The 13,264-nt window shown below is 72.0% G+C and carries 16 protein-coding genes; 9 read left to right on the top strand and 7 right to left on the bottom strand.

All coding sequences use genetic code 11. The features are described from left to right. From AB0K12_RS16010 to AB0K12_RS16000, 3 genes are read right to left on the bottom strand one after another with little or no spacing between them, the layout of a single operon-like run. Window positions 1–585 (bottom strand): TetR family transcriptional regulator, encoded by a 585-nt coding sequence (locus AB0K12_RS16010; RefSeq protein WP_364560786.1) that lies wholly within the window; start codon window positions 583–585, stop codon window positions 1–3. A 28-nt stretch (window positions 586–613) separates the two neighbouring features. Then, entirely contained in the window at window positions 614–1,462 is an 849-nt protein-coding gene (locus tag AB0K12_RS16005) for a class I SAM-dependent methyltransferase (protein WP_364560783.1), read from the bottom strand. Beyond that, window positions 1,459–2,268 (bottom strand): sugar phosphate isomerase/epimerase, encoded by an 810-nt coding sequence (locus AB0K12_RS16000; protein WP_364560780.1) that lies wholly within the window; start codon window positions 2,266–2,268, stop codon window positions 1,459–1,461. Before AB0K12_RS16000 ends, AB0K12_RS16005 begins: the two co-directional genes overlap by 4 nt. Before the next feature lie 91 nt (window positions 2,269–2,359). On the opposite strand from AB0K12_RS16000, the gene AB0K12_RS15995 reads away from it, so the two are divergent. From AB0K12_RS15995 to AB0K12_RS15970, 6 genes are all read left to right on the top strand, one after another. Next, a complete protein-coding gene (locus tag AB0K12_RS15995) occupies window positions 2,360–3,058 on the top strand; it encodes a class I SAM-dependent methyltransferase (RefSeq protein WP_364560777.1) in 699 nt (232 codons plus the stop codon). Window positions 3,059–3,100: 42 nt separating this feature from the next. After that, entirely contained in the window at window positions 3,101–3,469 is a 369-nt protein-coding gene (locus tag AB0K12_RS15990; protein WP_364560774.1) for a MerR family transcriptional regulator, read from the top strand. A gap of 2 nt (window positions 3,470–3,471) precedes the next feature. Continuing rightward, window positions 3,472–3,777: a thioredoxin gene (gene trxA / locus AB0K12_RS15985; protein ID WP_364561427.1), complete on the top strand. Its 306-nt coding sequence runs from the start codon at window positions 3,472–3,474 to the stop codon at window positions 3,775–3,777. 45 nt (window positions 3,778–3,822) lie between these two features. Continuing rightward, window positions 3,823–5,226 carry a DNA repair protein RadA gene (gene radA, locus AB0K12_RS15980; RefSeq protein WP_364560771.1) on the top strand — a complete coding sequence of 468 codons (1,404 nt, stop codon included), beginning with the start codon at window positions 3,823–3,825 and terminating at the stop codon, window positions 5,224–5,226. Between the two features lie 40 nt (window positions 5,227–5,266). Continuing rightward, complete coding sequence (gene disA / locus AB0K12_RS15975; protein ID WP_345392320.1) at window positions 5,267–6,343, top strand: DNA integrity scanning diadenylate cyclase DisA; 1,077 nt, start codon at window positions 5,267–5,269, stop codon at window positions 6,341–6,343. Between the two features lie 134 nt (window positions 6,344–6,477). Continuing rightward, window positions 6,478–7,038, top strand: a complete 561-nt coding sequence (locus tag AB0K12_RS15970) for a dihydrofolate reductase family protein (RefSeq protein WP_364560766.1) — start codon at window positions 6,478–6,480, stop codon at window positions 7,036–7,038. 8 nt (window positions 7,039–7,046) lie between these two features. Here the strand turns inward: AB0K12_RS15970 and AB0K12_RS15965 are convergent, their stop codons facing one another. Beyond that, a complete protein-coding gene (locus AB0K12_RS15965; protein WP_364560764.1) occupies window positions 7,047–7,733 on the bottom strand; it encodes a hypothetical protein in 687 nt (228 codons plus the stop codon). Window positions 7,734–7,811: 78 nt separating this feature from the next. Between AB0K12_RS15965 and AB0K12_RS15960 the strand changes: the two genes are divergently transcribed. After that, window positions 7,812–8,687, top strand: coding sequence for an A/G-specific adenine glycosylase (locus AB0K12_RS15960; RefSeq protein WP_364560762.1), 876 nt, complete (start codon window positions 7,812–7,814; stop codon window positions 8,685–8,687). Window positions 8,688–8,800: 113 nt separating this feature from the next. Here AB0K12_RS15960 and AB0K12_RS15955 read toward each other — a convergent pair whose 3' ends face one another. Then, window positions 8,801–9,217: an AraC family ligand binding domain-containing protein gene (locus AB0K12_RS15955; RefSeq protein ID WP_364560760.1), complete on the bottom strand. Its 417-nt coding sequence runs from the start codon at window positions 9,215–9,217 to the stop codon at window positions 8,801–8,803. 14 nt (window positions 9,218–9,231) lie between these two features. Beyond that, window positions 9,232–9,609 carry a cupin gene (locus AB0K12_RS15950; protein WP_364560757.1) on the bottom strand — a complete coding sequence of 126 codons (378 nt, stop codon included), beginning with the start codon at window positions 9,607–9,609 and terminating at the stop codon, window positions 9,232–9,234. Window positions 9,610–9,672: 63 nt separating this feature from the next. Here AB0K12_RS15950 and AB0K12_RS15945 point away from each other — a divergent pair, with 63 nt between their 5' ends. Beyond that, on the top strand, window positions 9,673–10,137 hold the full coding sequence (locus AB0K12_RS15945; RefSeq protein ID WP_364560754.1) for a MarR family transcriptional regulator: 465 nt from the start codon (window positions 9,673–9,675) through the stop codon (window positions 10,135–10,137). A 49-nt stretch (window positions 10,138–10,186) separates the two neighbouring features. On the opposite strand, the gene AB0K12_RS15940 is transcribed toward AB0K12_RS15945, so the two are convergent. Further along, complete coding sequence (locus AB0K12_RS15940; RefSeq protein WP_355412600.1) at window positions 10,187–11,125, bottom strand: TIM barrel protein; 939 nt, start codon at window positions 11,123–11,125, stop codon at window positions 10,187–10,189. A gap of 449 nt (window positions 11,126–11,574) precedes the next feature. Here AB0K12_RS15940 and AB0K12_RS15935 point away from each other — a divergent pair, with 449 nt between their 5' ends. Continuing rightward, the gene (locus AB0K12_RS15935; RefSeq protein ID WP_364560749.1) at window positions 11,575–13,116 is read left to right on the top strand and encodes a hypothetical protein; all 1,542 of its coding nucleotides are present in this window, start codon (window positions 11,575–11,577) and stop codon (window positions 13,114–13,116) included. Window positions 13,117–13,264: the final 148 nt, after the last annotated feature.

Here is a 13,264-nt window from a genome sequence, read left to right as displayed (position 1 = left end):
CTACCCGCAGAAGTAGCGCTGAACCGTCGGCCCCAGCAGCTCGACCAGCTCATCGTGGCTCGCACTCGCCAGGGGCTCCAGCTTGAGCACGTAACGGGCGAGGATCACGCCGAACATCTGCGCGAAGGCCGCCTCCACCCGCAGGGGCGGCACCCCCAGCCGGTCGGCCACCTGGTAGAGCAGCGCGTTCGAGATGAACTCGCGGAACATCGTGGCCGACTGCTCGTGGGTCATCGCCGAGCGCAGCAGCGCCACCATCGGCTCGCGCGTCTCCGGCTCTGACGTCACCCGCAGCAGCATGCGCACCAGCCGCGTCCCGATCTCCTCGCGCGGCCCCTCCAGCAGGAGCGGGATCACCTCCTCCGGCGTGACCGGCAGCCGCAGGGCCGCCGTGAAGATGCCCTCCTTCGTGGCGAAATAGTGATGCACGAGCGCCGGATCGACGCCGGCCTCCCGCGCGATGCCGCGTACGGTCGCCTTGTCGAACCCCTTCTCCGCGAACACCTTCCGCGCCGCCGCCAGGATCTCCCCGCGCGTGTCGGCCGAGCCCGGCCTGCGCCCCGGCCGCCGCCGCTGACTGGTCATCGCGGCACCCCGCCCGGCAGGCAGCGCCTCACCGGCCCACCGCCAGATAGACCCGCATCGGCACCGACAGCACGCCCTCGGGGAACGCCGCGCGCAGCTCCGCCCGCCGCCGGCCCACCACCTCGTCGGCCCGCTCCGGCGACAGCGCCGCCATGTAGGAGTGGGAGCGCAGGTCGAGCAGGAAGTGCTCGATGCCGACCAGCCGCGTCCACGGGATCCAGCGCTCCCCCATCACCTCGAACGCCGACGCGATCGGCGGCACCGACCACTCCTCGACCGCCGGGCCGTAGTAGGTGGGCACCTCCTCGGCAAGCCTGGTCTCGTAGGCGGCCAGCCAGTCGGCCTGGGCGGCGTGGTTGAAGTTCCAGCAGCCCACGATCGCGCCGCCGGGGCGCAGCACCCGCCGCGCCTCGGCGATGGAGACCGCGGGGTCGAGCCAGTGCCACGACTGCGCGTACGTCACCAGGTCGGCCACGCCGTCGGCCAGCGGCAGCGCGTTCCCGTCACCCAGCACCGCCGCCAGCGGCACCCTCGCCGCGCCGCTCGCGCCGGCCTTCGCGCCGGGCTTCCGCCCGCCGTCCGCCCCGGGCGCCGGGCGGGCCTCCTGCCCGGCTTCGGCCGCCGACCTGGCGACCAGGTGGGCCAGCATCGGCTCGCCGGGGTCGACCGCGATCACCCGCGAGCCGCGCGCCCGCAGCGCCCGCGTCATGATGCCGGTGCCGGCCCCCACGTCGACCGTGGTGGCGCCGTCGAGCTCGACGCCCGACACCTCCGTCATCGCGCGGTAGACCTCGTCGGGATAGCCGGGCCGCCCCTCGTCGTAGGCGTCGGCCACCCGGTCGAACGTCCGTGCCAGATCCTTGAGCGGCCCGCTCATGTGGACGCCGCCAGGTGCAGCCGGGCGAAGGCCAGGCCCTCCGCCAGGTCGTCGATGCGCTCGGTGCGGCTCGCGGCCTTCCTGGTGTTGATCTCGAGGACCACCAGCCCGGAGTAGCCGTTGCCGGCCAGCCGCTCCAGCATCTGCGCGCACGGCTGGTTGCCCCTGCCCGGCACGAGGTGCTCGTCCTTGTTGGTCACGCCGAGCCCGTCGGCGAGGTGCAGGTGCGCGAGCCGGTCGCCGAGCTTGGTCGCCATCTCCATGGCGTCGGAGCCGGACACGGCGGTGTGCGACAGGTCGAGCGTGACCTGGGGGAAGTCGTAGTCGATGGGGTTCCAGTCAGGCGAGTAAGGCACCACGTCGTTGCCCCTGGCACGCAGCGGGAACATGTTCTCCACCGCGAACGTGATGTCGGTCTCGTCGCGCATCCTGGCCAGCCCGTTCTCGAAGTCGCGCGCGTAGTCGCGCTGCCAGCGGAACGGCGGGTGGACCACGACCGTCGACGCGCCGAGCCGCTCGGCCGCCTTCTGCGCCTTGACCAGCTTGGCCCAGGGATCGCGCCCCCACACCCGCTGCGTCACCAGCAGGCAGGGCGCGTGGATGGCCAGGACGGGGACCTCGTAGTGATCGGACAGACGCTCGATCACGTCGATGTCCTGGCTCACGGGATCGGCCCCGACCATGATCTCCACGCCGTCATAGCCCAGGCGGGCGGCGAGCTCGAACGCGTCGGGAGTGCGTTCCGGATATACCGAAGCAGTGGACAATGCGATCTTCGCATTGGGCACGCGGATGACATCAGCCACGTAGCCAGCCTAAGCCGGAGAAGCCGATCTGGCGCGTCAGGCCCTTCTGCCCCGTCCGGTGGAGTGCAAGAAAGGCCCTAGCGTGGGACGCATGCCACGGATCGCGAAGGGCGCCATCCCCAGCCCCAACATCTGGAACACGCCCCAGATCTACGAGCTGGAGAACCGCGCGGCCGACCCCGACGGTGCCGCCGATGCCGCGATGCGCGCGCTGCGTCCCTGGGCCGGCGCCACCGTGCTCGACATCGGCTGCGGCACCGGCTACCACCTGCCGATCCTGGCCGCGGAGGCGGCGCGGGTGATCGGCGTCGAGCCGCACGGCGACCTCGCCGCGCTGGCCCGCCGCCGCTGCACGGGGCTGCCCAACGTGACCGTGCACGCCGCCGCGGCCCAGGACCTGCCGCTGCCCGACGCCGGGGTGGACGTCGCCATGGCGCGGTGGGCGTACTTCTTCGGGCCGGGGTGCGAGCCGGGGCTGCGGGAGCTGTCGCGGGTGGTCCGCAGGGGCGGCGCCGCGTTCGTGGTGGACCTCGACGCGACGCGGGGGCCGTTCGGGCGGTGGTTCTCGCGTACGGTGCCGACCTACTCCGCCCGCGAGGTCGAGGCGTTCTGGGACCGGCACGGCTGGCAGCGCAGGCCGCTCGACCTCAGGATGGTCTTCCGGCGCAGGGCCGACCTGGAGGCGGTGCTGCGCATCGAGTTCGCCCCCGAGGTGGCCGAGCAGGCCATCGCCGAGACGCCCGGCCTTGAGCTGGCCTACCCCAACGTGCTGCGCTGGCGCTTCTTCTGAGCGCTTGACATTGACGCCGATGTCAACGTTTAGCCTGGCCGCATGCGCATCGGTGAGCTGGCGGAACGCACCGGAGTGAGCACCCGCTCCCTCCGCTACTACGAGAAGAACGGCCTGCTCCAGGCCCGGCGGGCGTCCAACGGCTACCGGACCTACACCGAGGACGACGTCCGGCTCGTCTCCGAGATCCGCGCGCTGCTCCAGATCGGCTTCACGCTGGAGGAGACGCGGCCGTTCGTCGACTGCCTGCGCCGCGGCCACAGCTCAGGGGGCTCGTGCGCCGAGTCGGTCGAGGTCTATGAGCGCAAGCTCAGCGAGATCGACCAGGAGATCCGGGTGCTGCTCGCCCGGCGCGCCGAGGTGGCCGCCCAGCTCGCCCAGTCCTGCCCAGGTTGCTTCGTGAGAGGATGAAGATGATCACGCTGACCACCGAGAACTACGAGGAACAGGTGCTCAGGAACGACAAGCCGGTGCTGGTCGAGTTCTGGGCCGAGTGGTGCGGGCCGTGCCGGATGGTGGGTCCCGTGCTGGAGCAGATCGAGGCCGAGCACGGGTTGACGATCGGCAAGCTCAACACCGACGAGAACCCCGAGATCATGGCCCGCTACGGCGTGATGGCGGTGCCGACGATGCTGCTGTTCGAGGGCGGCGAGCCGGTCAAGCAGATCGTGGGCGCCAAGCCGAAGCGCCTGCTGGAGGCCGAACTCGGCCTTTCCTGATCCGTACGGGCGGGATTGTCGGCCCCGGGCGCTAGCCTGCTCCTCATGGCCAAGACAGCCCAGAAGCCCGGATACCGCTGTGCCGAGTGCGGCTGGCGCACCCCCAAGTGGGTGGGCAGGTGCGGCGAGTGCCAGGCGTGGGGCACGGTCGACGAAGAGGGCGCCCGCGGCGCCACCGTCGTGCAGGCCGGCGCCACCAGCGCTCCCGCCCTGCCGATCGGCCAGGTCAAGGCCGAGGTGGCGGCGGCGCGCACCACCGGCGTGGGCGAGCTCGACCGGGTGCTCGGCGGCGGCCTGGTGCCCGGCGCGGTCGTGCTGCTGGCGGGCGAGCCCGGCATCGGCAAGTCCACGCTGCTGCTCGAAGCCGCCGCCCGCATCGCCGAGCGCACCACCGTCCTCTATGTCACGGGCGAGGAGTCCGCCGCCCAGGTGCGGCTGCGCGCCGACCGCATCGGCGCGATCCAGGACCAGCTCTATCTCGCCGCGGAGAGCGAGCTGGCGGCCCTGGTCACCCACGTCGACAAGGTGCAGCCGCAGCTGCTCGTGGTCGACTCCGTCCAGACGATCGGCACCACCCAGGCCACGGGCGTGCCGGGCGGCGTCACGCAGGTGCGCGAGGTGGCCGCCAACCTCGTGCGGCTGGCCAAAGAGCGCAACATGGCCACGCTCATCGTCGGCCACGTCACCAAAGAGGGCTCCATCGCCGGCCCCCGCACCCTTGAGCACCTGGTCGACGTGGTGCTCAACTTCGAGGGCGACCGCCACTCCCGGCTGCGCATGGTTCGCGCGATCAAAAACCGGTTCGGCCCCACCGACGAGGTCGGCTGCTTCGACCTGCACGAGCGCGGCATCGAGGGCATCACCGACCCGAGCGGGCTGTTCGTCTCCCGGCGCAGCGAGCCGGTGCCCGGCACCTGCGTCACCGTCACCGTCGAGGGCACCCGCCCGCTGCCCGCCGAGGTGCAGGCGCTGGTCGCGCGCACCGACGCCCAGCAGCCCCGCCGCACCTCCTCCGGCCTCGACACCTACCGCGTGCAGATGATCCTCGCCGTGCTGGAGCGGCGGCTCAACGCCAGGCTCGGCGGCTGCGACGTCTTCACCGCCACGGTCGGCGGCATCCGGCTGGCCGATCCGGCCGTCGACCTGTCGGTCATGCTGGCCGTCGCGAGCGCGGCAGGCGACAAGCCGCTGCCCGCCGGTCTGGTGGCGCTCGGTGAGGTCGGTCTCGCGGGCGAGCTGCGTCCGGTCAAAGACGTCCGCAGGCGGCTCACCGAGGCGGCCAGGCTGGGCTTCAAGCGGGCCCTCGTGCCCGCCGGATCGCTCGAAGAAGGCGGCCGCAAGCGCGGCGGCCAGCGCGCTCTGGTGCCGGTCGGGCCGGTCGCGTTCGCTCCCGGGTTCGAGGTGGTGCAGGCGGAGAACGTCTGGGACGCACTCACACACGTCACCTGAGCGCGGCTAAGCTGAGGTGACCGATCGACACGGGGGTCAGGTGGATAGGAGTCTTGACGACCGCCGTCGCGAAGCGCTGGCCGCTGTTGCGCCGGGCACACCTCTGCGCGACGGCCTCGAACGCATCCTGCGCGGGCAGACCGGCGGGCTGATCGTGCTCGGCTACAACCGTGTCGTCGAAGAGCTGTGCAGCGGCGGTTTCGAGCTCGACGTCGACTTCTCCGCCACCCGGCTGCGCGAGCTGGCGAAGATGGACGGCGCCATCGTGGTGAGCGACGACGACAAGATCGTCCGGGCCGCCGTCCACCTCGTCCCCGACCCCTCGATCCCCACCGACGAGTCGGGCACCCGCCACCGCACCGCGCAGCGCGTCGCCCGGCAGACCGGCCTGCCGATCATCGCGATCAGCAAGTCGATGCGGATCATCGCCCTTTACCTCGACGGCATCCGCTACGTCCTCGAAGAGTCGGCGGCCATCCTGTCCAAGGCCAACCAGGCGCTGGCCACCCTCGAGCGCTACAAACACCGCCTCGACGAGGTCTCCGGCACCCTGTCGGCGCTGGAGATCGAAGACCTGGTGACCGTGCGCGACGTCGCCGCCGTGGCGCAGCGCCTGGAGATGGTCAGGCGCATCTCCGACGAGATCAAGGGCTACGTCGTCGAGCTCGGCACCGACGGCCGCCTGCTCTCGCTCCAGCTCGACGAGCTGGTGGCCGGCGTCGACTCCGAGCGCGAGCTGGTCATCCGCGACTATCTCCCGGCCCCGGCCGGCCGCCGCCAGCGCCGCCTGCTGGAGGCCGTGCACGACCTCGACCACCTGTCGGCCGGCGAGCTGCTCGACCTGTCGGCGGTGGCGCGCGTGCTCGGCCACAGCGGTGCCGACCAGCTCGAAAGCCCGGTCAGCCCGCGCGGCTTCCGCCTGCTCGCCAAGGTGCCCAGGCTGCCCGCCACGGTCGTCGACCGGCTGGTCAACCACTTCGGCAGCCTGCAGAAGCTGCTCGCGGCCAGCATCGACGACCTCCAGGCGGTGGGCGGGGTCGGCGAGTCCCGCGCCCGGAGCGTCCGCGAGGGCCTCTCCCGCCTCGCCGAGTCCTCCATCCTCGAACGCTACGTCTGACCCGGTCGTCCCCGCGTTTCCGCAGGCCGGAACGCCTCCCTCCGCGCCGGGACATTTTTTTCTCGCCGGATGTCGAGAACGGCCGATCCGCTCCGACCCCTTCGTGACAGCAACCACTGAAGGGACCGGACACCATGCGCAAGCTCATCTTCTGGGTGCACACCTCCATCGACGGCCACATCGACGGCCCCGGCGGCGAGTTCGACTGGCCCATGATGGGCGAAGAGCTTTCGGCCTACTCCGAGGCGCTCTGCGAACGCAGCGACACCTTCCTGTACGGCCGGGGCGTCTGGGAGGGCATGGTCGCCTTCTGGCCGAACGCCGAGAAGATGTCCGACCACCCCCACGTCCTCAAGTTCGCCCCCCTGTGGCGCAGCACCCCGAAGATCGTCGCCTCTACCACCGTCGAGCACGACGACTGGGCCACCGAAGTGATCGGCACCAACCTGGCGGAACGCATCACCGACCTCAAGCGGCAACCAGGCGCCGACCTGCTGCTGACAGGCGGCTCGGGCCTGGCCGGAGAGCTGACGGGGCTCGGGCTCATCGACGAGTACCACATCGCCGTGCACCCGGTGGTGCTGGGCGGCGGCCGGCCGCTGTTCGCGCGCGGCGGCGACCGGCTGGGGCTGCGGTTCGCGGAGTCGCGGGTCTGCGACGCGGGCGTGGTGGTGACGCGTTACGACCGCGCGTGATTCTCCGGTCAGCGCAGGTGGAAGACGCCCTTCGGGCTGCGGAGCTTGCCCATCCGCACCATGGCCACGTACGTGCCGGGCAGCGCGGACGGCGGGGTGGCGCGGCAGTCGGAGCTGGAGCGCCGCCGGTCCCACTCCAGCGAGCGCACGTACGGCACCCCGCGCTGCAGCTGCTCGACGTCGGTGCCCTCGCCGCTCACGCAGTCGGCCGTGGACCAGATGCGGTCGGACCCCGAGGTGATGCGGACCTCCATGGCCCGCGGCCCCACGTCGGCCGTGCACATCACCGGACCCGTGTTGACCAGCGTCACCAGGAACGACGGCCGCGCGCCGGCCGCGTAGATCGGCTCCTTGCCGCCGCCCTGCAGGTGGAGGACGAGGTCCTCCTCCGCGCACGGCTCACCCGGTCGCTTGGGCCGGGCGGACGGTGACGGCTTGGGGCTGGCCGTCGGCGTGGGCGACGGGCTCGCGGTGCCCATGGCCAGCGTACGCAGGCCCGCGAGCAGCGGATCGACGGCCGGCGTGGCACTGACGCTCGGTGACGACTGGGCACGGGACTCCCGCTCCGGCCCGCTGCCGCCACTGGAACACGCCCAGGCCACCACGGCCACCACGACGAGCACCGCCACCAGTACGCTCATCCGGCGCCGCCAGTAGATGTCACCGCCGTCGCCACGCAGAGTATCCGGGTCCATACGCCAAGGATGGTGAGAGAGCGACCACGTTCGGTGACGACACGCCGACGGCCTTAATCTACGAATACGCTTGACCGCGTGGTTGAGCCGAACCTCCTGCACACCCCCGTTCTGGACTGGTACGAGGACAACGCCCGGGACCTCCCCTGGCGCGCCCCCGACGCGACCCCGTGGGGGGTGCTGGTCAGCGAGATCATGCTGCAGCAGACCCCGGTCGTCCGTGTCCTGCCCATCTGGCACGAGTGGATGGAACGCTGGCCCACCCCCAAGGCGCTGGCCGCCGAGCAGCCGGGCGAGGCCGTACGCCACTGGGGCCGGCTCGGCTACCCGCGCCGTGCGCTGCGCCTGCACGCCTGCGCCCGCGCCATCACCGGCGAGCACGGCGGCGAGGTGCCCTCCGACCACGAGACGCTGCTGTCGCTGCCCGGCATCGGCGAGTACACCGCGGCCGCCGTCGCCAGCTTCGCCTACGGCGGGCGGCACGCGGTGCTGGACACCAACGTGCGGCGGGTGTTCGCGCGGGCGATCCGCGGCGAGGAATACCCGCCCACCGCCACCTCGGCCGCCGAACGCCGGCTCGCCGAGAGCCTGCTGCCCGAGCTGGGCGCGCCCCGGTGGGGGGTGGCCGTCATGGAGCTGGGCGCCCTGGTGTGCACGGCCCGCTCCCCCCGCTGCGCCGACTGCCCGATCACGGGGCTCTGCGCCTGGCGCCTGAACGGCAAGCCGCCGCACGCGGGCCCCGCCCGCAAGGGCCAGACGTACGCCGGCACCGACCGCCAGTGCCGGGGCCGCCTCCTGGCCGTCCTCCGCGCCGCCCACGGCCCGGTCCCCAAGTCGGCTCTGGACGCGGTCTGGGACGACGACGCCCAACGCGAACGCGCCCTGGACGGCCTCATCACCGACGGCCTGGCCGAAGCACTGGACGACGGCACCTACCGCCTCCCCCACGCCTGAACCCCCGACCAGCCCGGCCGCCCGGGCACGGCCTCACCGCACAGCGGGTTGACCCCGGTCCTCGACCGACCGCCCGCAGGATTACCGCTCCCAGCGGGCTGACCGCAGCCGGCTCACCGCAGCCACGGGGGCACGAGGCGCTCTGTGTTCTTGGGGGCGAGGTCGCAGGCGTCGGGTTCCGACTTGCCGTCCGGGTTGTAGACCTCGGCCCCGGCCGGTGCGGTCACGATCGAGACGAAGCCGCGCTCGGCGTCGGCGACCATCTGCCGGCTGACGTCCGGGGGCAGCACCATCGTGTCCCCGGCGCCCACCTCGTGCCGCTCGCCGCCCAGCGTCACCACGGCGGCCCCGTCGAGCCACGTCCACACCAGCTCGGCGTCGAACGCGTGCACCGGCCCCACCATGCCCGGCCGCGCCTCCACCCGCCAGACCGCCGCCCCCGCCTGCCCCTGCGTCGGCGAGGCGAGCGTGGTCATCACCCCGTTGGGCGTCTCGACCCGCCGCGCCTCCGACGCCGTCACAACACTCATCGCCATCCCCTCTCTCACGCGATCCACGGCGGAACGCCGTAATCGGCACCATCGGCGGCCAGCGCCCGAGCCCCGGCAGGAGCCGTGACGACGGCGCTGTAGCCGGCGTCAGGATCGGCGAGGACCCGCCGCACGGTACGGGCCGGCATGACGACCGTGTCCCCGGCGGCGACCGCGTACGTCAGCCCGCCCAGCTCGACGGTCGCCGCCCCGGCGATCCAGCTCCACACCTGCTCAGCATCGAAGTCGTGCACCGGCCCCACGGCACCGGGCCGCGCGTCGACCCGCCACATCGACCGGGCCGCCCCGCCCTGCGTAGGCGAGGCGAACGTCGTCATGACCCCGCCAGGAGTCTCCGACCGGCGCGTCTGCGCGCCTCTTATGACAGCCACCAGGCTTCACCCCTAAGATTTAGGCAACCACGTTGTCGAATATAGTTAACCAGGTTGTCTATCATGTCAAGCCCAGGCTTCGAACTGCCCCTGCGCCTGCTGCTCGCGTTCCGCATGTTCATCGACGAGCTGCACGCCGAGCTGGCCCGCCAGGGCCACCCCGCCCTGCGCCCGATGCACGGCTTCGTCATGCAGGCCATCGGCGCCGACGGCACCACCGCCGTCGAGCTCGGCCGCGCACTAGGCGTCTCCAAACAGGCGGCCGGCAAGACCATCGACACCCTGGAGAGCGCCGGCTACGTCGAACGCACCGCCGACCCCCAGGACAGCCGCCGCAAGCTCGTCCGCCTCACCCCGTACGGCATCGACGCCCTCACCCGCTCGGCCCGCATCTTCGACACCCTGCGCGCCCGCTGGGCCGCCGAGCTCGGCGAGGAGCGCCTCAGCGCCCTCGAAGCCGACCTGCGCGCCATGACCCCCGCCAACCCCTGGCGCCTGGACACCCCCGGCTGGTTCGGCAACCTCTGAGAACGCAGAAAGGCCCGGCCGACAAGCGACCGGGCCCTCCGAAGACGCATCAGGCGGCCAGCTGCAACCCCAGGCTGGTCAGGTTCGTCCGCGCCCAGGCCAGCTCCTCGGCCAGCAGCGACACCAGCGCGCCAGGCCCCTTGGCCCGGCCGGGCACGGTCAGGTTGTGGGTCTCGACCTCGATGTGCGCGCTCCCGCTCACGGCCCCCGACAGCATGGCGGTCAGCGTGTCGTGCAGCACGGCCCCGGTGCTGGGCGTCTCGCCGGTGTGGTTGTGCACGTGTCCCAGCTTCACCACGGGCGCGCCCGCCGCGGCGAGCCCCTTGAGCGCCGCGCCCGGCTCCTCGGCCCCGCAGGCCAGGTGGCAGGCGTCGAGGCACACGCCAAGGTGCTCGGAGTCGATGCCGCCCACCCGCTCCAGCGCCTGCTCGGTCGTCTCCAGCACACACCCCGGCCACGGCTCGAACCCGACCCTGATCGTCTTGCCGGTCGTGCTGTAGATGCCGCGCAGCTCACGGGCCAGCCGCTCGAGCCGGCGGGTGGCGATGGAGTGCAGGTCGGCGGGCCAGTCGCGGCGCCAGCCGATGGGGATGGTGGAGATGCTGCCGAACCGGACGTCCTCCGGCAGCAGGAACGCGAGGATCTTGGCCAGCGCCATCGTGTAGCGGTAGCGCTCGGGCTTGGCCCAGTCGGGGCCCGGAACGTCCTGGTTGCGGCCGCCGGTGCCGTTGAGGCTGACGACCTCCAGGCCGCGCTCCTCAAGGGAGCGGCGCAGGCGTACGAGCTCGATCCGGTCGGCGGTGAGGTGGTCGGCGACGCTCGGAGACAGCCACAACCCGATCCCCATCCGCTCCACGCCCAGCCGCTTGCGCACCGGGACCGCGTATCGGGTGAGGTGCGCGATGAGGTTCTCCAGGTCCTCAGCGGGGTGGACGCCTGCGTTGTAGGCGAGGTGAACGAGCGTTCCGTCATCGTGACGCAGGCGCATCGGTTTCCTCCACGGCTTGCTGATGTTGTCCCGTCGCCCGCCTCGGACGTGCGAGCCAAGTGAGCATGCCTGCCTGCGGCTGGTACGCGCGTCCGCCCTGAGTTGATGGTTCGCTACTCCGCTGGGAGCAGCCTCAGGATGAGATCACGCACTTGTGGCTCACTTGGATGAGACTTGGCGATGCTCTACGCAGTGTAGTACTACTTGCCGTGGTGACACACCCGACCACAGAACAATTACGCAACGACCCTCACTTTCCGGCAGCAACGGCGTGAGGATCGTCTGTACGCGCCGGGGACCGCCGCAGAACTTCCCACCTACCCCGCTCTCCCGACAAACGCCACGAGCCCCCCAAAATCGCCCTCAGGGCCCTACAACGCCCTCGGGACCCCTCCCCGGCCCCGGCGCCGACAATGATGTCGAGCCGTTCACAGGAGGAAGGCGCCACGATGGGTGCGATACCGGTGAGTCCCGGTGACCGTTCGTCTCCGCCGAGGCCGGCCGTCGATCCGTGGGCCGCGGCCCTCGGCAACGCCTCGCTGCTGGGCGCCGGCTACCTCCTGATGGGGCGGCGCAAACTCGCCTTGGGCACCGGCGCGGTCACCATCGTGCTCCTCGTCCTGCTGGCCCAGGTCGTGCGGACCACCTGGTTCGAGGGCGTGGTGCTGCTGTGGTGGGCCGGTCTCATCGCCCACGGCGGGCGGCTGGCGGGCGGCGCGCCGACCGGGGAGCGCGGACGGCAGCGGCTCATAGGTCTCGGTACGGCCCTGCTCGTCCTGCTGGCCGCCGGTTACCTGCGCTTCGACGCCACCCGCGTCGAACAGCACGCCGCAGCGGCCCACCGCCGCGGCGACTGCGCCCAAGCCCTGTCCATCCTGGAAGGACTGTGGGCCGGGCACCACGTGGCCGACGCCCCGCTGACCGCCCGGGCGGAGGACGGCGGCGCCGCCTGCCGCCTGCTGGTGACCGCCGGACGGCAGGCCACGACCGACCGGCTGCTGGCCGCCCGCACACTGGAGACCTACCGCGCCCATCCGGGAGCGCTGTGGCAGGGCGCGGCGGGACGCCGGGCCGACCTCTTCCTCGCGCAGGCCGCGAACGAGCTGACCACCGCCCTGACCGGCGACACCGAAGCCCTGGACACGGCCTTCGGCCACCTGTCGCAAGCCCTCGAAGCGTCCACCGGCCAAGAGCCGAAGGTGGGCCAGACCCTGGACGGATTCCTCGACGCCCTGCCCACCAAGGACGCCTGCGCCACCAAGACGATCACCGACTGGCTCGCCGAGCGTCCGTCCGGCGGCGGCGTGCTGGACCGCGCCGCGGACGTCGTCCCGAAGGTCGCGCCCGCGGCGATCGTCGACTGCGGCGACGACCTCGCCGCGGACAAGGAGTGGAAGCAGGCCAAGGCTCAGTACGAGCAGCTGCTCGACCAGTACCCCAAGGACGACCTCGCGGCCCGGGCCGAGAAGGGCAGGAAGCGGGCCGGCCTGCAGATCGAGCTGGCGAACGTCCGCAAGCTCCTCAAGGGCGGCGGCACGCCCAAGTACTGCACCCGTCCCGCGCCCTACCACGGCGCGGCCCCCTACCGGGGCAAGGGGCCGCACCGCGCGATGGTGTTCGGCAGGAAGGACCACAAGGCGCGGCTACCCAAGTCGTGGCTGGCCAAGGACCCCGCCGACGCCGTCCTGGTGATCTGCGCCGGCGAGTCCAAGGACGGGGCCGCGGTCAGGACCTGCCCGTACCTCTCCGCCCACGCCCCCGGCGGCTACGCGAACGTGACGTTCAGGAAGCAGAAGGTCCCCGTACGCGTCTACGAGCTGCGCACCGGCAAGCGCGTGGGCCCGAACAGCGTGCAGATCTCCGGCTCCAGCTGCCCGCGCCGCATCCACTACACCTACTACGGCTACGACCTCGGCCCGCCTCTGGACATGTCGGTCACCTCCAGGAAGTCCGACATCCGCGCCGCCTACGCCTCCCTGATCAAACCCTGACCCACACCGAGACCCTCACCACCGCCCCCAGCACCGCCCAAAGGCGCGGCGGTGGGGGACGCGTGTCGATGAACGCCCGCTGTTAAGGCGGGCCAGCCGTAGACGCCGCCGCCTGTCAGCGGACGCCCGCATTGAAGCGGGCCAGCCC

This window comes from Nonomuraea sp. NPDC049419, assembly GCF_040676995.1.
Taxonomy (GTDB): domain Bacteria; phylum Actinomycetota; class Actinomycetes; order Streptosporangiales; family Streptosporangiaceae; genus Nonomuraea; species Nonomuraea salmonea.
This window is presented reverse-complemented; position numbering and strand designations above follow the sequence as displayed.

Excerpts from the sequence above, each read along its gene's own strand:
- AB0K12_RS16010 (WP_364560786.1), bottom strand. The coding sequence starts at position 585 with ATGACCAGTCAGCGGCGGCGGCCGGGGCGCAGGCCGGGCTCGGCCGAC.
- AB0K12_RS16005 (WP_364560783.1), bottom strand. The coding sequence starts at position 1,462 with ATGAGCGGGCCGCTCAAGGATCTGGCACGGACGTTCGACCGGGTGGCC.
- AB0K12_RS15995 (WP_364560777.1), top strand. The coding sequence starts at position 2,360 with ATGCCACGGATCGCGAAGGGCGCCATCCCCAGCCCCAACATCTGGAAC.
- AB0K12_RS15990 (WP_364560774.1), top strand. The coding sequence starts at position 3,101 with ATGCGCATCGGTGAGCTGGCGGAACGCACCGGAGTGAGCACCCGCTCC.
- trxA (WP_364561427.1), top strand. The coding sequence starts at position 3,472 with ATGATCACGCTGACCACCGAGAACTACGAGGAACAGGTGCTCAGGAAC.
- radA (WP_364560771.1), top strand. The coding sequence starts at position 3,823 with ATGGCCAAGACAGCCCAGAAGCCCGGATACCGCTGTGCCGAGTGCGGC.
- AB0K12_RS15970 (WP_364560766.1), top strand. The coding sequence starts at position 6,478 with ATGCGCAAGCTCATCTTCTGGGTGCACACCTCCATCGACGGCCACATC.
- AB0K12_RS15965 (WP_364560764.1), bottom strand. The coding sequence starts at position 7,733 with ATGGACCCGGATACTCTGCGTGGCGACGGCGGTGACATCTACTGGCGG.
- AB0K12_RS15955 (WP_364560760.1), bottom strand. The coding sequence starts at position 9,217 with ATGAGTGTTGTGACGGCGTCGGAGGCGCGGCGGGTCGAGACGCCCAAC.
- AB0K12_RS15945 (WP_364560754.1), top strand. The coding sequence starts at position 9,673 with ATGTCAAGCCCAGGCTTCGAACTGCCCCTGCGCCTGCTGCTCGCGTTC.
- AB0K12_RS15940 (WP_355412600.1), bottom strand. The coding sequence starts at position 11,125 with ATGCGCCTGCGTCACGATGACGGAACGCTCGTTCACCTCGCCTACAAC.
- AB0K12_RS15935 (WP_364560749.1), top strand. The coding sequence starts at position 11,575 with ATGGGTGCGATACCGGTGAGTCCCGGTGACCGTTCGTCTCCGCCGAGG.